We start from the raw sequence: 22,323 nt of genomic DNA on the forward strand, positions 1-22,323 counted from the left end.
TCACCTTCGGTTCGGCTGACGGTCGCCCGGCGGCGGGCGGCGGGCGGCCACTGGTCAATAGGCGGCCTGGCGAGCCCGCGGCCGCGTGCGGGCGGTGATCGGCATCTCGGTCCAGCCGTAGATCGTGTTGGAGTACAGGCGCTTGCCCGGACCGACCGGGACGATGTCGGTGAACCGGCTGAACAGCTCGGAGAAGAAGAGCCGCAGGGTCACCTTGGCAACGGTGTGGCCCACGCAGTAGTGCGGGCCGATGCCGAACGCCAGATGCTTGTTGGGGCGACGGGCGATGTCGAAGGTGAACGGGTCGGGGAAGACGTCCTCGTCGCGGTTGGCGGACGGCAGCCACACGGCGACCGCGTCGCCCGCCGCCACACAGGTGCCGCCCAGGTGCACGTCCCTGGTGGCGTAGCGGATGAAGTGGGTGGTGGGCGTGGCCCAGCGCAGCGCCTCGTCCACTCCGCTGATGATCAGGTCCGGCCGGTCGGCCCAGGCCTGGAGGGCCGGCGTGCCCATGAGTTCCGCGAGGGTGCTCACCGGGACCTGGGCCGTGGTCACGTTGGCGCCGAGCAGCAGGCTGTAGCAGTTGGAGATGACCTCGCCCGCGGTGAGCGGGCGGCCGTCGATCTCCATCCTCAGCAGCAGGCTGATCAGGTCATCGCCCGGGTGCGCGCGCCGCTCGTGGACGATCTCGTGGAAGTAGGCGAACAGGCCGCGGTGGGCCGTGTTGAGCACCCGGTCGATGCCGCGCTCGTCGCGGTAGCGCGGGTCCTCAGGTGCCACGGACGCGGTGGTGAGGTCGACCAGCCGGCCCCAGTCCTCCTCGGGCAGCCCCATCAGCACGCCGGCCACGGCCATCGGCAGCCGGTTCGCGTGGGCCGCGAGGTCGTAGGGGCCTCCGTCGGCCAGCGGTGCCAGCAGGTCCGTCACCACCGCGCGGATCTGCTCCCGCCGCTCCATGGTGGGCTTGACGGCCAGTGCCCGTTGCAGCGGTTCGCGCAGCAACGTGTGCCGCGGCGGATCCGTCGCCGCCATCTGGTGGCCGCCCGCTGGGTCGCCCCGGCCGAGGAGGTAAAGCAGGGTGCCGCGTTGCGAGGTGAACGTGGCGTGGTCGCGCAGCACCCGGTCGATGTCCGCGTACCGCGTCACCGACCAGTACGGGTGGCCGTCCTTCTCGTGCCGGGCGACGGGTGCCCGGCGCCTCAGCTCGGTCCACGTCGCATGGGGGTCGCGGTCGCGGTAGAGCGCGGGATCGGCCAGGTCGGCGAGGGCTCCCAGGCCGGCTGCGTCCTGGTGCGCCGGGCATCCGGAGGTGACGGGCGGGGCCGCCGTGTGGTGCGGTGAGACGGTCACGATCGGCTCTCCCGTCCGGCCAGGGTCTCGTCCACAGCCTCACTCAGTTCGGCGACGGTGGAGCGCAGATACAGCGCGGTGGCCGGTACCTCGACGCCCAGCTCCTTGTGCATGCGGTCCAGCAGCTCGGCGGCCAGCAGCGAGTGGCCGCCCAGGTCGAAGAAGTCGTCGTCGATCCCGACGGGCGCGATGTCCAGCAGCGCGCTCCACAGTTCGGTGAGGCGCCGCTGGAGCGGCGTGGCGGGAGGAACGTAGGGGTTGGCCACTGCGCGCGGTCGGGGGCCCGCGCTCGTGAGGGCGGAACGGTCCACCTTGCCGTGCGCGGTGACCGGCAGCGTGGTGTGCACCAGAATCGTGTCCGGGACGGCGTAGCCGGGCAGTTCGGCGGCCAGCGACGCGCGCAGCCGTGCGCCCAGCCCCTCGTCCGGGGTGCCGCTCGGAACGGCATGGCCGACCAGCCGTCTACGGCCAGCGTCGTCCTGTTCGACCACGACGACCGCCCGGTCGACGCCGGCCTGCCGGGCCAGGGCCGCCTCGACGGCACCCGGCTCCACCCGGTGACCGCGCACCTTGACCTGCCGGTCGATGCGTCCGGCGAACTCCAGGTTACCGTCCGGCAGCAGCCGGGCCAGGTCGCCGGTGCGGTACATCCGCGACCCCGGCGGCCCGAACGGGCAGGGCAGGAAGCGCTCCGCGGTGGCCGCGGGCCGACCCAGATAGCCGCGGGCCAGGCCCGCACCCCAGGTGTATATCTCGCCGGCGCCGCCCGCCGTCACCGGGCGCATCGCGTCGTCGAGCACGGCGACCCCGGTGCCGGTGACGGCCGTACCGATGGGAACGGCGTCCGGCGGCGGCCCACTGGTGGTCCAGCAGGTCGTGAACGTGGTGTTCTCCGTCGGGCCGTAGCCGTTGGTGAACGTCAGACCCGGCCAGGCGGCCAGGAGCCGGGCCACGAGAGCGGGCGAGGCGACGTCGCCTCCCGTCACCACGTGCCGGAGACCGGCGAAGAAGGACAACCGGCTCTCGATCAGCTGGTGGAGCAGGCCGGTGGCCAGGTTGACGACGGTCACCCCGTGGCCGGTGACGGTGGCGGTCAGAGCATCGAGGTCGACCGGTCCTCCGCCGGGGTGCACCACCAGGCGACAACCCGCGCAGAGCGCTCCGAAGATCTCCAGCGTCGACGCGTCGAAGGACACGGAAGAGACCTGGAGCACGCTGTCCTCGGGTGTCAGACGCAGCCAGTCCTGCGACGCCACCAGACGCAGCACGCCGCGATGGGTCACACCCACGCCCTTGGGCGCGCCGGTGGAGCCCGACGTGTAGCACACGTAGGCCAGGTCGTCGGCCGTGCGGGCCCCGTCCGCGGCTGCGCGGTCGCCCCGCGCGGCGGCCGAGGAGACGTCCGGCTGGCCGGTGGGTGAGGACCCTGTGGCCGGTGTCAGGGTCTGAACGGTGTCGGGCAGCCGTCCGGTGTTCTCGGGTGCCGCCACGGCCAGACGTGCCCCGGCGTCGGCGACCAGCTCGGCCAGACGCCGGTCCGGGTCGGCGGTGTTGAGCGCCAGATACGCACAGCCCGCCTTCAGCACGCCGAGCAGGGTGACGATCAGGTCCGTCGAACGGTCCATCAGCACGGCGATGACGGCGTCCTCGCCGTGCACCCGGGTGCGCAGGCCGGCGGCGAGCCGCTCGGCGCGGGCGTCCAGCTCTCCGTAAGTGAGCGTCTGTCCTTCACAGGTCACCGCAGGCGCGTCCGGCAGGCGGTGCGCGTGGGCGGCGATGCGTTCGTGGAGCAACGCCTCGCGGGCCTCAGGCGCGTGCGGGCCGGAGCGACTGGCCACGGAGTGTGACTCCGCCGTGGTGTCGGCCACAGTGCTGTCGATCAACTCCAGACCACCTTTCACCCTCCGAAGAGCGGGGCCGCCGGCGGGACGACCCGGTGCCGTTCCGGCGGAATCGGCTTCCGTGAAATGACTCTAGGCGCCGCCGGCGGCCTGGTAATCCGTGGAACGATCGAACCCGGTACGCATCTTCCGCTGAGCCCTCATCAGCATTCTGTTGGTGCCGTCGCATTGAAGTCGCGAGGGCGGTGATGACAAAGTGCGGAATAGTCTCGGATCCCTTGACCGGTGTATCACCGGGACCTGAAGCTGATCCCTGGAGCAGGGTCAAACCGGCCTCGTCACCGATTCATCGACCGGTCGGTTCCTGCCGGAACGACCTCCATTCTTGAAAGGTCCCTGAAAGGTAGACCGCATGCCGGTGCAGGAAATACATCGTGCGGACCGGGAGCTCGGGAAGGACCTCCTGCGAGCGGCGCGGACGCTGGCTGCCGGCGGCGCCACAGGCGACACCGTGCTGTCCGCTCCCGACGCGGGGCGGCTCCCGCAGAGCCTGGCGGCGGGCCTCGACGAACTCGTCCGGTCTCCCGATCCGCACATCGGTCACCGTGTCGTCAAAGGACTGCTGAACTGCGGTGACCCGGGTCCCACGCCTCTGCACTGGCGGGCGAGCGACCCCCGGCGCAACGCCGGCCTCGACATCGCTCTCGCCCTGATCGCCTCCCGTCTCGGGCGGGTGTTCGGCTGGCGCAACCAGCAGGACGGGCGAATCGTCCACAACATCCTGCCCACTCCCGGTCAGGAGCGCCTCCAGGTCGGCGCCGGCAGCGTGGTCCCGCTCGCCTGGCACACCGAGGACGCCTTCCACCCGTACCGGGCCGACGTCCTGCTCCTGGCCTGCGTGCGCAACCCGGACGACGTCGGCAGCAGACTCTCCAGCGCCACCACCGCCTCCCTGACGGCAGCCGACGTCGAACAGCTGCAACGGCCCCTGGCCGTCGTGCTGCCCGACGACAGCTACGGCGACCGGGAGGCGGAGCTGCGCCCGCCGGTCGGGATCGCCACGCTCTGGCACCGCGAGCACGGCGCTCTGGGCATCCGCTACGACCCCTCCTACACCCACCGGCTCACCGACGACCCGGCCTTCAACGCCGCCTTCCACCGGCTCGGTCATGCTCTGGAGGCCAACGGCCATGTCGTCCCGCTGGAACCGGGCGACCTGCTGATCATCGACAACGACGCCGTGGTGCACGGCAGGCTGGCCTTCACGCCCCGGTACGACGGCACGGACCGCTGGCTCAAACGCGTTCTGGTGCGATCACCACGGCCGCGCCCGGCCCGCGAGCGGCAGGAGCACGGATACGACCAGGAACGGGTGGACGCCCACGCGATATGACCAGGCGGGACCCGGGGGGAGGGGGGGGGGGGGGGGGGGGGGGGGGGGGGGGGGGGGGGGGGAGAGTGGGGGGGGGGGGGGGGGGGGGGATGGGGAGCCCCGCCCCCCCCCCCCCCCCCCCCCCCCCCCCCCCCCGCCCCCGTCTCCCGGTGCGCGGCCAACCCGCATCAGTAACCGCGCGCCGGATCCACCACGTTGCGCAGCGGCCGCCCCGCGCCGAACCGGGCCAGGTTGTCCAGCAGGAGCTCCAAGCACCGCTGATCCGTCTCGGCCGTGGCGTCCGCGCTGTGCGGCGTGATCAGCACTCCGGGCTCCGACCACAGCGGAGACGACGCGGGCAGCGGCTCGGCGGCGAACACGTCCAGAGCCGCGCCGGCCAGCCTCCCGGTGCGGAGCGCGGACAGCAAGGCGGCCTCATCCACCACCGGGCCCCTGCCGACGTTGACCAGCACGGCTCCCGGCCGCAGCAGCGCTAGTTCGGCGCTGCCGATGAGCCCGGCGGTCTCCTCGGTCAGCGGCACGGCCACCACGAGGACATCGAGTCCGGTGAGGAACTCCTCCATCCGCTCGCGCCCGTACACCGCGGACATCCCCGGGACCGGGAAACCGGCACCCGGGCCGCCTCCCGCACCGCGCCGACAGCCCCTCACCCGCGCCCCGAACGCGTCGAGGAGGCGGGCCGTCCGGCTGCCGATGTCCCCGAGACCCAGGACTCCGGTCCGCCGGCCGCGCAGTTCCGCGGCGACCGGCACCTTCCAGTCCCGCTCCCGCTGCGCCGCCAGCGTCTGCGGGAGGCCCTTGAGATGGGCCAGCAGCAGCGCCAGGACGTGTTCCGCCACCGCGCTGCCGCGCGTCCCGGCGCCGTTGGTGACCGTGAGACCGGTGGCGTCCGCGTGCCGCAGCACCGCTCGCGGCACCCCCACGGCGGTGGTGTGAAGCCAACGGCACTCCGGGTGCGCTCCCAGGAACGCCGCCACCTCGGCGTTGTCGCCCTGCCACACGAGTGCGGCGGCGCAGGGACCGGACGTCACGGGGTTTTCCGGTCCCGTGCCCGCCAGCGGGCCCGGCCACAGAGCGGCGACCCGCTCGCACGCCTGTGGCGGCAGCCCGAACAGCCGCAACCCCTCACGCTGTTCCGCGGCCACCTAACCCTGCGCCCCGGTACGCTCCCGCACACTGCGCGGACGCAGGTCGGTCCACACCGTGTCGATGTGCGCCAGGCACTCGTCGCGCGTACCCGTACGCCCCTCCCTCCGCCAGCCCTCCGGCAGCGCACGGCCCGCGGGCCATATCGAGTACTGCTCCTCGTCGTTGACGACCACCGCGAACTGCTCCGTGTTTTCCTGTGTTTCCATCACGATGATTTCCTTCTCTCACTTCATCCGGTGAGCGGAGACAAGAAAAAAGGGGAACTCCTCAAGAGCCTATTTCTTGGATCAGCGGAGTCGACAGCGGCTCGGAGGTGATGCTCTCAGCGGATTGTTGAGGCGTTTCCGCGAACCTCTGACCGTAGTTGATCCGGCCGTTCATTGCCCCCGGCTCCGGGTGTTCCTAGGGTTTTGCGTGGGCGGTCGCATCGCGGACTGCCCAAGCGCGGTACCGGACGCGAGCGACCGAGTGACGAGCAGAGAGTCTGGGTCAACCGAATGGATCGCACCAAGCATCTGTTGGACACCTGCGTGGCCGGACTCCACCGCCATCCCGCGGTGCGTGAGGCCATCGGCACCACGCACAGCGACGGCGAGCCGATCGTGTACGTCCTCGTCGAGGACGGCCACGCCTTCGACGAGGCGGAGCTGCGCCGGCACCTGGAAGAGGAGGCTCGTCCCGTTCCCGACGGGACCGCTCTCCTCCCCGTCCCGGAGCTTCCGCGCGCCGGTGACGGCTCCGTGGACCGGGCGGAACTCCCCGCGTTCGGCATCCTCGGCGGTCTGCTGCCCCTGTGGCGGGAGGCGTTCGAGGACGACGGCATCGGCCCGGACGACGACTTCTTCGCGCTGGGCGGCTACTCGATGCTGGCCATGCGGCTCGTCGGCAGGATCGCCGACCGCTACCACGTCGACCTGCCGTTGGCCGACTTCTTCGACCTGCCGACCGTGCTCGACGTGGCACACCGGCTGACCGAGCTCGGCGCGCGGCCCTCGGCACCGGAGGTGTCCCCTCACCCGGCGGACGAGCTGAGCCTCGAGGACCTCCTCGCCGACATCGACCGCCTCTCCGACGAGGAAACGCTCAGGCTGCTGGGGTCGGACGGCCCCGCGGCCGACGACGCCGCGCACGGATGACCACCGGCACCGCCGCGCACCTGACCTTCCCACGGAGCTGAGCATGTACCGGATAGACCTGACCGACGCCGACCGCGCGCTGATCGACGCCCTCCTCGAGGAACTGCTCGCCGAGGAGCCGGCGACCGACGAGCAGCTCCTCGACGCCGTCGCCCTGCGCGCTCAGGAGATGCCGCGGACGCTGCGGGCCCGGCTGAACGCCTTCCGCGTCAAAGAACCCTCCGGCGGGTGCGTGATCAGCGGCTTCCAGGTGGACGACGCCGCGATCGGCGCGACGCCCGCGCAGTGGGGCGAAGCCGACGACGACGGTCGCACCCGACGTGAGGACATGTTCCTGCTGATGTGCGCCTCGTTGCTGGGCGATCCCATCGCCTGGGCCACACAGCAGGACGGGCGGCTCCTGCACGACGTGGTGCCGATCAAGGGCCATGAGCACGCCCAGCTCAACTCGTCCACGGCCGAGCCCCTCACCTGGCACACCGAGGACGCGTTCCACCCGTACCGCGCCGAGTACGTCGGTCTCCTGTGCCTGCGCAACCCGGACGCGGTGCAGACCACCTACGCGCTCTTCGACGACCTGGAGCTGGACGAGGAGACCAGGCGGGCGCTGGCCGGCCCGCGCTACGTCATCCGCCCGGACAACTCCCACCAGCCGGAGAACCGCACCGCGCGCAGTCGTCTCCAGGCACCGGCCGACCTCGTCGAACGCAGCGTCCGCAGGATCGACCGGCTCAACACCGCTCCCGAGAAGGTGCCGGTTCTCTTCGGCGACCCGCGGACACCCTACGGCCGGCTCGATCCCTACTTCATGGACCGGACGGACGACGACCCGGAGGCGGCGGCCGCGTTCGAAGCCCTCGTCGAGCAGATCGACGCCAAGCTGACCGGCATCGCCCTGCGGCCGGGCGATGTGCTCTTCATCGACAACTACAAGGCCGTCCACGGCAGGAACCCCTACCAGGCCCGCTACGACGGACACGATCGCTGGCTGCGCCGGGTCAACGTCACGCGCGACCTGCGCAAGTCCCGGGACGCCCGGGTGAGTGCCGACTCACGTGTCGTCTTCTGATCCCCGCCGCGCGCCCCTCCGTCCCAGGCATCCAGCGAAAGGCGTGACCGCCCCATGAGGAAATACCGGCTGATGGTCCCGGGGCCCACACCCACACCTCCCGAGGTCACCGCGGCCGCGGTACTGCCCGTCGAGGACGAGCGCACCCATGCCTACGCCGAGGTGTTCACCCGGGTCGTCGCCAACCTCCAGCGGACCTTGCGTACCCGCGCCGACGTGCTGCTGTTCGCCTCCAGCATGACCGGCGCGTTCGAAGGCACCCTGCAGAACCTGTTCGCGCCCGGTGACCGGGTCCTGGTGGCCGCCAACGGCGCCTTCGGCGAGCGCTGGGTCCAGATGGCCACCGCGTTCGGGCTGGACGTCACCGAGGTGCGGCACGCCTGGGGCGAGCCGCTGGACCTGGCCCGGATCGCCGCGGCGGCCGCCGGCCCCGGCCTGAAGGCCGCGATCTCCGTCCACTGCGAGACCTCGACCGCCATGGTCAACGACATCCGCGGATTCGCGGCCGCGTGCGCGCCGCTGATCACCGTGGTGGACTCCGCGTCCGGGGTCGGCGCCTGCGAGCTGCGCACCGACGACTGGGGCGTCGACGTCGTCGTCGGCGGCTGTCAGAAGGCACTGATGACACCGCCCGGCCTGGCGTTCACCAGCGTCGGCGAACGCGCCTGGGAACAGCACCGGCACGCCCGCCTCCCGCGCTTCTACTTCGACTGGGACGAGGCCCGGACCGCACTCGCGGCACCGATCCCCCGCACCCCGTGGACTCCGGCCGTCTCCCTGATCAGCCAGCTCGACGTGGCCCTGCGGCAGATCCACGCCGAGGGACTGGACCAGGTCCTGGCCCGTCATGTGCGGCTCGGCCGGATGGCCCGGGCGGGCGTGCGCGGTCTCGGACTGCGGCTGTTCTCACCGAACGACGACCGGCACAGCGCCGTCACCGCCGCCGAAATGCCTGCGGGTGTGGACGCGACCGCGCTGGTCGACCGGCTGCTGGACCGCTACGCCCTGCAACTCGCCGGTGCACAGGCACCTTTGGACGGCCGCGTCCTGAGGATCGGTCACTGCGGCTTCATGGACGAGTTCGACGTGCTGACCGCGCTGTCCGCCGTCGAACTGGGCCTGGCCGAGTTCGGCCACCCGGTGCGACCCGGCAGCGGCGTCACGGCCGCGCTGGAAGTCCTCCACGGCCTGTCCCCCACCTCCGCCACCACCGCAAGCCGCACCGTGCGCGAGGGCCATCCCGTGCCGTGACCGGCGTCGGCCGGCCGCCGCCCCGCACGTACCGACCGGAACGCCCCGAGGACCCGCCGAAGGACCGCGTCCCCCTCACGAATCAGGAGCACGCCATGCATCTGCCACGCGCCGCCTTGGAGGACTGGATGCGTGACTTCTACTTCGACACCTCGATCGACCTGGGCAGCAGCGGTGTACAGTGCTGGTCCCTGGCCGAACTGCGGCGCCTTCTCGGGATCACCGTCGAGGAACTGGACGTCATCAGCCTGGACGACACCCCCTCCTACGGAGGCACGGCGCTGCGCCAGGCCGTCGCCGACCGCTTCGCCGCCGGTGACACGAACCGTGTGATGACCACCCACGGCTCCACCGAGGGGATCTTCGCCGTGATGAACGCCCTGCTGTCCGCCGGTGACGAGGTCGTCGTCGTGGATCCCGCCTACCACTCGTTGACGTCCGTCGCCGAGGCCATCGGCTGCCGGCTGGAGCGCTGGCGGCTGCGTCCCGAGAGCGGCTTCACGCCCGACCTCGACGACCTGCGCGCCCTGGTCACATCCGGCACCCGCATGATCGTCGTCAACTTCCCGCACAACCCCACCGGCGCCCACCTGGCCCGTGAACAGTTGGACGACCTGCTGACCCTGGTGGACGGCCACGACCTGCACCTGGTGTGGGACGGCGCCTTCGCCGAACTGGTCCACCACGGTGAGCATCTGCCAGACCCGGCCACCCTGCACGACCGCTGTATCGGTCTGGGCACGATGTCGAAGGCCTACGGACTGCCGGGTACCCGCGTCGGCTGGTGCCTGGCCGCGCCGGAGATCCTGGCCCGTCTGGTACCGCTGCGCGACGCCCTGACGATCTGTCTGTCGCCCGTGACCGAGTTCCTCGCCGCACGCGCTCTGGTCGGCGCGGACCGCATCCTCGCCGACCGCCGTGCCCAGGCGGCACGCAACCTGCGCCGGTTGGGCGCATGGGCCGAGGAGAACGCGGACCTGGTGTCGTGGACGCCGCCGTCGGGCGGTGTCACGGCCTTCCCCGCCGTCCGGGGCGTCACCGACACAGAGGACCTCTGCCGGGTCCTGGGCAGCCGCTACGACGTGCTGCTGGTCCCCGGCTCCGGCTTCGGATATCCCGACCGCGTCCGGCTGGGCTTCGGCGGCGCCGAGGACGCCTTCGGCGAAGGGCTGGCCCGCTTGCACAAGGCACTGGTGGAACGACGGGGGGCGCTGGCGCTGTGACGGACGTGGCGGACCTCCTCGCCAGGCTCAACGAACTGCCGCCGCAGCAGCGGGCCCTGGTGGAACGGAAGCTGCGCGAGCGCGGCGGCCCGAAGACCTACGAGACCTCGGTCACCCAGCAGGGACTGTGGCTCATCGACCAGATCACCCCCGACGACCGGCTCTACACGATCGGCTGGCGCCTCAGGCTCGGCGGCCGTCTGGACACCGACGCGCTGACCCGGGCGGTGGACGCGCTGGTCGCCTGCCACGCGGCTCTGCGCACCACGTTCACCGTCGAGGACGGCCGCCCGCTCCAGGCCGTGCAGCCCCGGCTCCGCATACCCGTCCCGGTCGACGACCTGCGCGAGCTGGGCGGCCCCGCGCGCGAACAGCGGACGGCAGACCTGTGCGCGGCGGAGGTCGCCACCCCGTTCGACCTGGAGAAGGGTCCTCTGGTCCGCTTCCGGCTGATCCGCGTGGCGGACGAGGAACACGTCTTCACGATCGTCGTCCACCACATCGTCTTCGACGCCGTCTCGGTGGACGTGGCCCTGCGCGACCTCTCCCGCGTCTACAACGCTCTCGTCGCGGGCGACACGCTCCCGGACACCGCGCCCGCGCCCCAGTACCCGGAGTTCGCCCGCTGGCAGCGCCGCCACCTCACCGGTCCGCGACTGGAGCAGCTGATCGGCTACTGGCGCCGACAGCTCGCCGGCGCACCGGGCCTGCTGGCCCTGCCGACGCTACGGCCGCGCCCGGCCGAACAGTCGCACGCCGGAGCGGAGTACACCGCCGTCCTCCCCGCCGAACTCAGCGAGCGACTGCGCGATCTGGCCCGCGAGGAACGCAGCTCCCTCTACACGGTCCTGCTCGCCGGCTTTCAGCTGGTCCTGTCCCGCTACAGCGGACAGCGCGACATCAGCGTGGGGACGGTGGTCCACGGCCGGGTCCGCAGCGAGTTCGAGCAGATGATCGGCTACTTCGTCAACACCCTGGTCATACGCGGCGACCTCACGGGAGATCCGAGCTTCCGGGAGCACCTGCGCCGAACCCGGGCCACGTTCCTGTCCGCCTGCGACCACCAGGCGCTGTCCTTCGACCGCCTGGTGGAGGAACTCGCCCCGCACCGCGGCCTCAGCCACAACCCGCTCGTCCAGGTCGTGTTCGAGTCCCACGACGAGGACGAATGGCAACAGCGGACCTGTTTCACCGGCTTGGAGATGGGACAGCTCCTGCCCATCGAGCTCGGCCGCTCGAAGTTCGACCTCAACGTGTCGGCCGTCGAGCGCGGCGGCACCATCGACGTGACCGTGGAATACGCCACCGATCTCTTCGACGAGCCAGGCGTCGCGCGCATGGTCGCGCACTACCGGCAACTCCTCGAGAGCGCCGTGGCACAGCCGGACACGCCCATCGGCGCCCTGGAGATGCTCCTCCCGCGGGAACGGCTCCTGCTCACCGAGCAGCCCGCACCACCGGGACGCCCCGCCTGCCTGCACGACCTCGTCCGGCGGCACGCGATCGCCACGCCCCAGGAGCCGGCTGTCACGCACGGCGAACGCACCCTCTCCTACGGAGACCTCGACGCCGGCGCGACCCGGCTCGCCCAGCGGCTGACCACCCACGGAGTCACCCCGGAGACGGTTGTGGCCGTGGCCCTGCCCCCGTCGCCGGACCACGTCCTGGTCACCCTGGCGCTCCTCAAGGCGGGTGCCGTGTGCCTGCCCGTCGACCTGCGGGCGACGACGGACACGCTGCGCGCTGTCCTGGTCGACGCCCGCCCGGCTCTGGTGATCACCGACAAGGCGGCACTGCGCGAGCCGCTGGACGTCGAAACTGTTCTCCTGCTCGACGACGAAGCCCTCGCCACCGACACCGTCGCCCTCACCCGCACCACCCGGCCCGCCCGCGTCCTGCCCGGCCAGGCCGCCTTCCTGCTGTACACCGGAGCGGACGACGCCGAACCGCACGGAGTGCTGCTCACCCATGGCGGCCTCGCGAACGGGCTTCATCACACGGCCACGACCTTGGCGGTGACGCCGGGCAGCTCGGTCCGACTGCACGGCGCCCCGGGAACCGACCTCGCTCTCTGGGAAACCTTCACGGCGCTGACCACCGGCGCCCACCTGGCCATCGCCTCCGCCGACCAGCCGTCGACCCACCACCTCACCCTCGTCAGCCCCGGATCCGGTGAGGGCCCGGGCCGCGCCCGGGCCCTCGCTCTCACGGACGAGGGCCCGGTGACCCGGGGCGCCCGGCAGGACAGCGAAGGCGCGCCGACCATCGGGTACGGACAGACCGAGACCTCCGTCCACGCCCTCACAGCCGAGCTCCGGCCGACCCCGTCCGGGCTGCTCCCGGCCGCCCCGGCCGCCGGGGTGCGCGTCCTGGTGCTGGATGCTGACCTGCGCAGGCTTCCGCCGGGCGTGACCGGCGAGCTGTACATCGGCGGGCCGGGTCTGGCACAGGGGTACCACGGACGGCCGGCCCGCACCGCGGCACGGTTCCTCCCCGACCCCTACGGACCGCCTGGGGCACGGATGTTCCGTACCGGCGATCTCGCCCGCCTGGACGACCGCGGGCGGGTCGTCGTCCTCGGACGCGCCGCCCATCGAGTCCTGGTGCACGGCCTGCCCCTGGAGCCCGGCGCGGTCGAGGCCGCGCTGCGGAGCCACCCGGCGGTGGAGCGGGCGGTCGTGTCGACGGCCGACCACGCCGACGGCCCGCGCCCGGTCGCCCACGTGGTGCCGGCCCCGGGCGCGACCGTCGATCCGGGAGAGCTGCGGCGGTACGTCGCGGGTCTGCTGGCGGCCCACATGGTGCCCGCGGCCGTCCTGGTGGCCGACGATCTGCCCACCGCACCCAACGGGCGGCTGGACCGGGCCGCCCTCCCCGCGCTCGACCCCGACTGCGGACCGGCCGACCGGGAGCCGGTCACCCCCCGCGAGGCCGTGCTGCGCGACCTGTTCGCCGACGTCCTCGGCCTGCCCTCGGTCGGACTCGACGACGACTTCTTCGACATCGGCGGTCACTCCATGCTGGCGGCCCGCCTGATCGCCAGAGTGAGCGACGTGCTGAACGTCGAGATGAGGCTCCGGACGCTGTTCGAGGCACCGACGGTGGCAGAACTGGCCCGCGCGCTCGAAACCGCGGACGAAGCGCCGGAAGCGGTCGCGGGTGACCTCGACGTCGTGCTGCCGCCGCGGATACAGAGCGATGAGACGAGCGAGCCGGGTCGGCCCGATTCCGGCCTCTCGCCGGAGGACCTCCCCCCGCGGCAGAGCGGACCCGTCAACACCGACTCGATCGCGTTGCGGGCTGCTCTCGCCGGGGCCGCGCCCGTGCCCGCGTCCACGGCTCAACGCGCTTTGTGGTTTCTGGACCGGATCATGGAGCCGGGTGACCGGTCCGCCTACAACCTGGGCAAGGCGATGACCTTGCACGGCCCTCTCGACCCGGACCTGATGGAGCGATGCCTGACGGAGATCGTCCGCAGGCACCAGGTGCTGCGGACCACCTTCACGGCCGAGGACGGCGTCCCCATGCAGGTGGTCCACGAGGCCGGCCCGGTTCGACTCCCGATGCGAGACGTCAGCGCGCTCCCGTCGGCGGAACGGGCCGCGGCGGTGCGCGCGCTGGCCGAGCGCGAGCTGTCCCGCCCGCTCGACCTGGCCCAAGGGCCGCTCTTCCACGCCCTGCTGGTACGTTCGGCCCCGGCTGAGCACACCCTGGTGCTGGTCTTCCACCACGCGGTCTTCGACGGCTGGTCGTTCGGCGTGCTCTTCGACGAACTGGCCGCGTTGTACGCGGCGTTCGGAGCGGGAGACAGCTCGCCGCTCGCGGAACCGGCGTTGCAGTACACCGACTACTCGTTGTGGCAGCAGAGCCGGTTCGACCAAGGCGCCCTGACCGAGGGCCTCGCCTACTGGCGGCGTGCCCTGCACGGCGCCCCTGGCCTGCTGGCCCTGCCCACGGACCGGCCCCGCCCGGCCACGGCGTCGTACACCGGTGCGCAGCTCGCCTTCGTCCTGCCTCCGGAGCTGACGGCCGCCCTCCGCTCCCGGGCGCGCGCGGAGGGCTGCACCCTCTACATGGTGCTGCTTGCCGCCTACCAGGTACTGCTGGCGCGGCTGTCGGGGCAGCGCGAGGTCCTGGTGGGATCCCACGTCGCCTGCCGGCCGCGCACCGAACTGGAGGGGCTTCTCGGATTCTTCGTCAACACCGTTGTGCTGCGCGGAGAGGCCGCGGACGAGCTCACCTTCAGGACGTACCTGCGGCGGACCCGGCAGACGGTGCTCGAGGCACTGGAGCACCAGGACGTGCCCTTCGAGCTGGTCGTCGAGGAGCTCAAGCCGGAACGGACCCTGAGCCACAACCCACTGTTCCAGGCCATGTTCACCCTCCAGAACAGCGGCGCCGAGGACCCTGTGCGACTTCCCGGCATCGAGACCGTCCCCTGCGAGGTGACCACCCGTGACGCCAAGTTCGACCTCAGCCTGGACGTGGTGGAGGACGGCGAGACACTGCGGTGCGAGATCGGCTACCGCACCGACCTGTTCGAGCCGGAGACCGCGCGGCGGCTGAGCCGGCGCTATACGCATCTCCTCGCCCAGTTCCTCGCCGAACCGGAGCGCACCCTGGGAAGCGCGGACCTGCTCCTGCCCGAAGAGGCGTCGGCGCTGCTGCGCCAGGGCCAGGGCCCGGTCGTCCCGGGCCCGCCGGCCACGCTGCACGGCCTGATCGAGGAGCAGGTACGCCGCACACCGGACGCCCCGGCCGTGCTGTGCGACGGCGTCGACACCCACCGCGAGATGCGGGTGCCATCCACGGTGGAGGGTGAGGTCGCCCCCGAGCGGGAGGAGCTGTCGTACACCGGTCTGAACGAGCGGGCGAATCGTCTGGCGAGGGCCCTGGTCCGGCACGGCGTCGGCCCGGAGTCTTTGGTCGCGGTCGCTCTGCCCCGATCGGCGGACCTGATCGTCGCCTTGCTGGCCGTACTCAAGGCCGGCGGAGCCTACGTGCCGATCGACCTCCACTACCCCGCGGACCGCATCGGCTACATCCTTGACGACGCCCGGCCCGTCACCGTGATCACGCAGACTTCCTTCCAGGAGACGAACCTGCTGTCCGGGCGGCACTGCGCCGGCGTCCTGCTCCTCGACGCCCCGGAGACGGTGTCGCTCCTGAGCGATCTGGACGGGACGGACCTCACCCACTCGGACCGCAACGGGCTCCTGTCGCCCGAGCACCCGGCCTACGTCATCTACACCTCAGGCTCCACCGGCCGGCCCAAGGGCGTGACCGTCTCCCACGGCAGCGTGATCAACCAGTTCGCCTGGATGCAGCGCGAGTACAAGCTGACCGCTGCCGACCGCGTGCTGCACAAGACACCGGTGGGATTCGACGTATCGGTGTGGGAGCTGTTCTGGCCGTTGATGTCGGGAGCCTCCATAGTGGTGGCCCGGCCGGGCGGCCACCGGGACACCCGTTACCTCACCGGGCTCGTCCAGGACGAACGGGTGACGGTCGTCCAGTTCGTCCCGTCGATGCTCCAGGTGTTCCTCGACGACCGCAGGGCCCGCGACTGCGTCGGCCTGCGTCTGGTGATCTGCATCGGTGAGGCGTTGCCCCCAGAGCTGCATCGTGCATTCGACGCCGTGTTCGACGTCCCCTTGCACAACCTCTACGGACCGACCGAAGCCACCGTCGCCGTGACCTCGTGGACCGGCCGACCCATGGGCCCTGACGGCGGTCCGACGCCGATCGGCCGGCCCATCGACAACACACAGGTCTACGTGCTGGACGCCTCCCTCCAGCTCGTTCCCCCCGGAGTCGCAGGGGAGCTGTATCTGTCCGGCGCACAGCTGGCCAGGGGGTACTTCCGGCGGCCCGCTCTGTCGGCAGAACGGTTCCTGCCCAACCCCTACGGTGCTCCGGGCGAGCGGATGTACCGTACCGGCGACGTCGTCAAATGGAACGCCGACGGCACACTCGCCTACCTCGGCCGCACGGACGACCAGGTCAAGGTTCGCGGCTTCCGTATCGAACTCGGCGAGATCGAGTCCGCGCTCCTGACGCATCCGGCGGTGTGGCAGGCCGCCGCCACAGTCCGCGAGGACGTTCCGGGTGACAAACGGATCGTCGCGTACGTCGTGCCGACGACGGGCGCCGCTCCGGAAGCCGCCCTCCTGCGTGCACATACGGCGGCGGTGTTGCCGGAGTACATGGTGCCTGCGGCCGTGGTGACGCTGGAGGCGCTGCCCCTCACGGCGAACGGCAAGCTCGACCGGTCGAGGTTGCCGGCGCCGACCGTGGACCGGCCGACGAGGGAAGCCGTCGAAAGGCCACGCACCCCGCACGAGCGCCAGGTCGCGGACGCCTGGGCAGAGGTCCTGCACCGGGACGACATCGGCCCGCACGACAACTTCTTCGACCTCGGCGGCAACTCCCTCTCAGCCATGCGGATGGTGGCCCGCATCGAACAGGCCTGCGGCCGGACCGTCCGGCCCGCCGCCGTCTTCCAGGCACCCACGGTCGAGCAGCTGGCCGCCCTGCTGAGCGGAGAGGACGCCACGGCCGACGCGTCGCCCCTGGTGACGTTGCACGGCAGCGGTGCCGGGGCGCCCGTGTTCCTCGTCCACCCCATCGGCGGCAACGTCCTGTGCTACGCCGGGCTGTGCGACGAACTGGGCTCGGACCGGCCCGTACACGGCCTGGTCGCGCGCGGACTCAGCGACGAAGAGGCGCCGCGCGACAGCATCGAGGCCATGGCCTCCGCCTACCTGGCCGCCCTGCCGAAAGCCGCCACCGACGGGCCTTTCCTCCTCGCGGGCTGGTCGATGGGAGGCGTCGTCGCCCTGGAGATGGCCCGCCAGTTCCTCCGGTCGACGGGGCGGACTCTCCCGGTGGTGATGCTCGACAGCCACCCGCCCCGGCCGACGGTCGACCCGCACGGCGCCACCCGCGGCAAGCAGGACGAGATCGCGCTGCTGGCCGACTTCGCCGCGGACTGGGGAGGCACCCTGGACCTCGACTTCGGCCTGGCGCACAGCGATCTCGCGGAGACCGGAGTGCGCGCCGGCCTCGAGCGGTTGCTGGCACATGCCAAGGCCGCAGGCGTGCTCTCACCCGACGACGACGTGGTCCTGCTCGACCGCCTGTTCCGGACGTACGCGGCACACGCCGTGGCGATGGACCGCTACCGGCCCGCCACCCCGTACCCGGGACCGGTGACCCTGCTCGCCGCACCCACCGGGCGGCCGGGCGACGCGGTGGACCACGGTTGGTCCCACCAGGTGACAGGGCCGCTCAGCGTGGTGGAAGTGCCAGGAGACCACTACAGCATCCTGCGCGAACCCCTGCTCCCGCACACTGCCGCTGTCCTGCGGGCGCAACTGACGGCGAGTGACCCCTCATGAGGCTTCCGCCCGCGCCACTCCCACATCGGGCCCCGCCCGGCAGCACACATCGACCGGGCCCAGCGCGTCGACGGAGCGGCCCGGTGCCCCGGGCGTACGACGAAAGCGATCGGAGACAGCCGTGGCAGGCAAACCCTATGTACTGATCGGCGGTGACCCGGACGCGGCCGCGTGGCGCGTCCTGCTGGTCCCGCACTCGGGAGCTGGAGCGGCCAACGCACGCGTGCTGAGCCCGCACCTCCCGCCGGACTGGCAGCTCGCGGCCGCGCGGCTGCCGGGCCGTGAGTCCCGTATCCGCGAGCCGGTCGGGGACCTGAGCACCCTGGCCGCCGATGTGGCGGCCACCGCACGCGCCCTGCCAGGCACGGCACCTCTGCTGGTGGTCGGCGTCTGCGCCGGTGCCGTGATCGCCCTGGAGGCGGTACGCGCACTGCAGAACTCCGCCCCGGGACTGGTGGCCGGTCTTGTCACGGTCTCCTACTGGTCGGTCGACCGTCCCCCGCACACCACGCGCCTGCTGCCCGACAGCGACGATCCGGCCGAACTCCTGGCGGCGGTACGCGGCTTCGGCTACGTGCCCGAGCACGTAGCCGACGACGACATGGCCCACACCTACCTGCCGCTCATCCTCGCCGACATGCGCGCCGTCCAGGACTACCAGAGCGGGCCCGAACCTGTGCTGACCTCCGCCCTGCTGGTGGTCTCCGGCGAGGACGATCCGCTGTGCCCGCCCGACCGGATGGCCGACTGGGCGCCGTTCGCCAAACGGACGAGGCAGGCCCGGGTGCCGGGCGGCCACATGCTCCTGGTCGAACGCCCGGCCGAGCTGGTGGGGGCGATCAAGGCGAACCTGGACCACTTCCGGTGAGCCCTCACCGGCCGGCCGCACGGCGCGACACGACGCGACACCCATGAGGCCACACGACGAGAAAGGCGCACGGTGATGGAATCGACCGACGCGGCGGCCGGAGCGCGGCTGGACCGCCTTCTGCGGCGGCAGTGGGAGCGTGAACCGGACTTGCCCGCGCTCATCCACGGCGACGTCGTCGTCACGGCGGGCGAACTCGAAGACCGTGTCCTGGCGCTGGCCGCAGCACTGCGCGACCGGGGCGTAGTCGACGGCGACCGGGTCGCGGTCTACCAGCCGCGCTCCATCGAGTTCGTGGTGTCCGTCCTCGCCGTCGTATTCGCCGGTGCGGCCCATGTCGCCTTCGACGTGAACGACCCGCCCGAACGGACCCGGCACGAGATCGAGGACTGCGCCCCGCGCCTGGTCATCACTTCTCCGCACGGCGCGGCCCAGCTCGACCCGCCGGTGCCGGTCCTGTCCCTGGACGGCCGCGGGCTGCCGCCACCACGCACTCCGCGGCCGTACACCGAGGGCGCACCGGAGGCACCCGCGGTCGTGCTGTTCACCTCCGGCTCCACCGGCCGCCCCAAGGCCTCCGTCATCAGTCACGCCGCGGTGGCCTCCCGGATGACGGCCTTCCAGAGCGGCCACCCGATGGGACCGGGCGACCGCGTCCTGCACCACACCACCTGCACCTTCGACCTGTATCTCGCCGAGCTGTACTGGCCTCTGCTGGTCGGCGCGGCCGTGGTGATCGCGGAACCGGGACGCCAGCGCGACGCCGCCCACCTGGCCCGGCTGATCCGTGACGCCCACGTCACGACGCTCTGCTGCGTGCCGTCGCTGCTGGAGCTGTTCCTCCTCGAGCGCGACGACGACGAACGCTACGACGGCCTCAAGTACGTCATCGTCGGTGGCGAGGCCCTCGCTCCTGACCTGGTCCGGCGCTTCCACGCGCGCTCCACGGCCTCGCTGACCAACATCTACGGGCCCAGTGAGTGCACCGTCTTCGCCACCGCCTGGACCTGCCCGCGCGACCCGGATCCGGAGCTGGTGCTCATCGGCCCGCCGATACCCGACACGACCGTGCACCTCCTCGACGAGAACCGCCGGCCGGTCCCCGACGGGCAGCCGGGAGAGATCTACATCGGCGGCGTGGGGGTGGCCGACGGATACCTGGGCCGTCCGGAACTGACGGCTCAGCGGTTCGTCTCCGGCGTTCCCGGCACCGAGGGCCGCCTGTACCGCACCGGGGACCTGGCCCGCCGCCGCGCGGACGGCGCACTGGAGTTCCTGGGGCGTATCGACCACCAGGTCAAGATCCGTGGGGTGCGGGTGGAGACCGGGGAGATCGAGGCTACGGCGCTGCGGTGTCCCGGGGTGCGCCAGGCCGCCGTGGTCGCCGCGGGCGACGGCGGCGACAAACGGCTGTACGCCTACGTCGTACCGGAGCCGGACGCGGATCGGACGGCGCTGCCCGGCAAAGTACGCGATCGCCTGGGGAAATGGCTCCCGCAGGCCATGCTGCCCTCCGCCGTCGCCGTCCTCGACGCGCTGCCCCTGACCCAGAACGGCAAGCTGGACCGGCGGCTGCTGTCGGAACGTGCCCTGGCCGAACGCCCGGCGCCGCCCGTGCCGCTTCCGGCGGCCACCGACCTCTCCACCCCCGAGCGCATGGAGGATCTGGTGTCCGGGATCTGGCAGGCCGTACTGGGTGTGGCCCGGCTCGCCCCGGACGAGGACTTCTTCGACATCGGGGGGGACTCCTTCCGCGCGGTACAGGTCATGGACGCCGTCCGGGCCGCGCTCGGCCGCAAGGTTCCTCTCGACGTCCTGCTGCGCCGGCCGACCGTACAGACGTTCTCGGCCGGGCTGCTGGCCCTGACCAAGAACGAAGAGCCCGCGCGCTGACCCCCTTCCGCCTCGCGTTCGCCCGCCCGAAGAGACCGGAGCTCAGTCATGGCCACCACTTCCGCCCTGGACTGCCTGATCATCGGCTACAACGACGTACCGTTCTCACAGCAGTGGAACCGGGTCAGCAACCGCGGCGCACGGGATCCCGAGCGCCTGATGTTCATGCGCGACCATCTGCTGTTCGACGGTGAACGGCTGCCGTACATGGACGTGATGAACAAGGTCCTGCACCGCGCGGGAAAGCTGGACGAGAACGTCTACATACACGGCGGCGAGACACCCAACCTCGCCGCTCACTACCTGGCCAACTACCTGATCAAGCGCGGCTTCTCCGCGGAGTGCACCAGTCTCTTCGGCTGCGAGCAGGACCGCATCCGCGACATCCTCCAGACCCGGCGCCCCCGCGCCGTGGCGATCACCACCACGTACTACATCATCCCGAACCCGGTCGTGGAGATCACCCGCTTCATCCGCGAGCTGCTGCCCGAGACGACGATCGTGGTGGGCGGTCCCCTGGTCGGCAACCTGCTCAAGGACCTGGAGAAGGACGAACTCTCCGAGGTGCTGACGTGGATGGACGCCGACGTCTACATCAACGAGTCCCAGGGAGAGTGGACCCTCACCCAGGTCGCCGCGGCGCTGCGCGACGGCGGCAACCTGAAGGACGTACCGAACCTGCTGCTGCCCACCGGCGCCGGTGACTTCGCACTCACCCGCATCAAGGCCGAGGCCAACGTGCTGGACGAGTGCGCCGTGGACTGGTCCGTGTTCGGTGACGGCCTCGGCCCGACCGTGCACACGCGCACCGCACGCAGCTGCGCCTTCAAGTGCAGCTTCTGCGACTACCCGGTACGTGCGGGCGCGTTGACGCTGGCCAGTGTGGAGACCGTGGAACGGGAACTGCGACAGCTCGACCGGATGGGCGTCAAGCAGATGGTGTTCATCGACGACACCTTCAACGTGCCCGGGCCCCGGTTCAAGGAGTTGTGCCGGATGATGGCGCGCAATGACTTCGGATTTCAGTGGTACTCCTTCTTCCGCGCCGGCACGGCCCGTGACGAGGAGACCTACAATCTGATGGCGGAAAGCAAGTGCCGCGCGGTCTTCCTCGGCATCGAGGCCGGCGACGACGGGATCCTGCGCAACATGTCGAAGGTGGCCACGCTCGACCGCTACCGGCTCGGCATCGAACGGCTGCACGCGCGGGGCATCGACACCTTCGCCTCGTTCATCTCCGGGTTCCCCGGTGAGACCGAGAAGACCGTCCAGAACACCATCGACTTCATCAACGAGGTCGGGCCGACCTTCTGGCGCACCGAGCCCTGGTGGTACAACCACCGTGCGCCGGTGCAGAAGCAGGCGGCCGAGTTCGGGCTCTCCGGACGGGAGTACGACTGGCGGCACAACACCATGGACATCAACGGTGCGGTGGACGCCTGCCACGCCCTGTTCGACCAGGTGACCAACTCACTGTGGATGCCGGGGTACAACTTCGACTTCTGGGCGCTTCCCTACCTGCTGGGCAAGGGCCTCCAGATGCCGGACATCATCGAGTTCCACCGGCTGGCCCGGCAGATCATGGAGTTCAACGACCGCCCGGGTGCCGGTCCGGCACCGGAGATCGTCGACCGGATGTACCACGTCTTCGACAACGCGCCGCGCATCACCGGAAAGTACCGTCCGCCCGCGGGACGGGAGGCCGTGCCCGCGATGGCGGCCTGAGCGACGCGAGCCGCGCCTCGCGCAA

General features: G+C 71.4%; 13 protein-coding genes. 9 read left to right on the plus strand and 4 right to left on the minus strand.

The genetic code is table 11. The annotated features are described in order from the left end of the window. Positions 1-54: 54 nt before the first annotated feature. Together ACZ5NH_RS41925 and ACZ5NH_RS41930 are read right to left on the minus strand one after the other, a co-directional pair. A complete protein-coding gene (locus tag ACZ5NH_RS41925; RefSeq protein WP_468783297.1) occupies positions 55-1,350 on the minus strand; it encodes a cytochrome P450 in 1,296 nt (431 codons plus the stop codon). Continuing rightward, on the minus strand, positions 1,347-3,233 hold the full coding sequence (locus tag ACZ5NH_RS41930; RefSeq protein ID WP_468783299.1) for an amino acid adenylation domain-containing protein: 1,887 nt from the start codon (positions 3,231-3,233) through the stop codon (positions 1,347-1,349). Before ACZ5NH_RS41930 ends, ACZ5NH_RS41925 begins: the two co-directional genes overlap by 4 nt. Before the next feature lie 370 nt (positions 3,234-3,603). Between ACZ5NH_RS41930 and ACZ5NH_RS41935 the strand changes: the two genes are divergently transcribed. After that, complete coding sequence (locus ACZ5NH_RS41935; RefSeq protein ID WP_468783301.1) at positions 3,604-4,584, plus strand: TauD/TfdA family dioxygenase; 981 nt, start codon at positions 3,604-3,606, stop codon at positions 4,582-4,584. Between the two features lie 167 nt (positions 4,585-4,751). On the opposite strand, the gene ACZ5NH_RS41940 is transcribed toward ACZ5NH_RS41935, so the two are convergent. After that, a complete protein-coding gene (locus ACZ5NH_RS41940; protein ID WP_468783303.1) occupies positions 4,752-5,729 on the minus strand; it encodes a D-2-hydroxyacid dehydrogenase in 978 nt (325 codons plus the stop codon). Next, positions 5,730-5,939 (minus strand): MbtH family protein, encoded by a 210-nt coding sequence (locus ACZ5NH_RS41945; RefSeq protein WP_468783305.1) that lies wholly within the window; start codon positions 5,937-5,939, stop codon positions 5,730-5,732. Between the two features lie 291 nt (positions 5,940-6,230). Between ACZ5NH_RS41945 and ACZ5NH_RS41950 the strand changes: the two genes are divergently transcribed. The 8 genes from ACZ5NH_RS41950 (at position 6,231) to ACZ5NH_RS41985 (ending at position 22,298) form a co-directional block, all read left to right on the plus strand. Further along, on the plus strand, positions 6,231-6,869 hold the full coding sequence (locus tag ACZ5NH_RS41950) for a phosphopantetheine-binding protein (protein WP_468783307.1): 639 nt from the start codon (positions 6,231-6,233) through the stop codon (positions 6,867-6,869). A gap of 43 nt (positions 6,870-6,912) precedes the next feature. Further along, on the plus strand, positions 6,913-7,938 hold the full coding sequence (gene gntD / locus ACZ5NH_RS41955) for a guanitoxin biosynthesis L-enduracididine beta-hydroxylase GntD (protein WP_468783309.1): 1,026 nt from the start codon (positions 6,913-6,915) through the stop codon (positions 7,936-7,938). A gap of 54 nt (positions 7,939-7,992) precedes the next feature. Then, the gene (locus tag ACZ5NH_RS41960) at positions 7,993-9,189 is read left to right on the plus strand and encodes a pyridoxal-phosphate-dependent aminotransferase family protein (RefSeq protein WP_468783311.1); all 1,197 of its coding nucleotides are present in this window, start codon (positions 7,993-7,995) and stop codon (positions 9,187-9,189) included. 95 nt (positions 9,190-9,284) lie between these two features. Beyond that, positions 9,285-10,412 carry a capreomycidine synthase gene (gene vioD, locus ACZ5NH_RS41965; protein ID WP_468783313.1) on the plus strand — a complete coding sequence of 376 codons (1,128 nt, stop codon included), beginning with the start codon at positions 9,285-9,287 and terminating at the stop codon, positions 10,410-10,412. Continuing rightward, a complete protein-coding gene (locus tag ACZ5NH_RS41970) occupies positions 10,409-17,812 on the plus strand; it encodes an amino acid adenylation domain-containing protein (RefSeq protein WP_468783315.1) in 7,404 nt (2,467 codons plus the stop codon). Before vioD ends, ACZ5NH_RS41970 begins: the two co-directional genes overlap by 4 nt. 121 nt (positions 17,813-17,933) lie before the next feature. Further along, a complete protein-coding gene (locus ACZ5NH_RS41975; RefSeq protein WP_468783317.1) occupies positions 17,934-18,680 on the plus strand; it encodes a thioesterase II family protein in 747 nt (248 codons plus the stop codon). Between the two features lie 75 nt (positions 18,681-18,755). After that, complete coding sequence (locus ACZ5NH_RS41980; protein WP_468783319.1) at positions 18,756-20,573, plus strand: non-ribosomal peptide synthetase; 1,818 nt, start codon at positions 18,756-18,758, stop codon at positions 20,571-20,573. Positions 20,574-20,621: 48 nt separating this feature from the next. Beyond that, positions 20,622-22,298, plus strand: coding sequence for a PhpK family radical SAM P-methyltransferase (locus ACZ5NH_RS41985; protein WP_468783321.1), 1,677 nt, complete (start codon positions 20,622-20,624; stop codon positions 22,296-22,298). The last annotated feature ends 25 nt before the right edge of the window (positions 22,299-22,323 follow it).

This window comes from Streptomyces sp. NPDC031426 (assembly GCF_055581585.1).

Coding starts and splice junctions, on each gene's coding strand:
- ACZ5NH_RS41985 (WP_468783321.1), top strand. CDS start 20,622: ATGGCCACCACTTCCGCCCTGGACTGCCTGATCATCGGCTACAACGAC.
- vioD (WP_468783313.1), top strand. CDS start 9,285: ATGCATCTGCCACGCGCCGCCTTGGAGGACTGGATGCGTGACTTCTAC.
- ACZ5NH_RS41960 (WP_468783311.1), top strand. CDS start 7,993: ATGAGGAAATACCGGCTGATGGTCCCGGGGCCCACACCCACACCTCCC.
- gntD (WP_468783309.1), top strand. CDS start 6,913: ATGTACCGGATAGACCTGACCGACGCCGACCGCGCGCTGATCGACGCC.
- ACZ5NH_RS41950 (WP_468783307.1), top strand. CDS start 6,231: ATGGATCGCACCAAGCATCTGTTGGACACCTGCGTGGCCGGACTCCAC.
- ACZ5NH_RS41980 (WP_468783319.1), top strand. CDS start 18,756: ATGGAATCGACCGACGCGGCGGCCGGAGCGCGGCTGGACCGCCTTCTG.
- ACZ5NH_RS41935 (WP_468783301.1), top strand. CDS start 3,604: ATGCCGGTGCAGGAAATACATCGTGCGGACCGGGAGCTCGGGAAGGAC.
- ACZ5NH_RS41945 (WP_468783305.1), bottom strand. CDS start 5,939: ATGGAAACACAGGAAAACACGGAGCAGTTCGCGGTGGTCGTCAACGAC.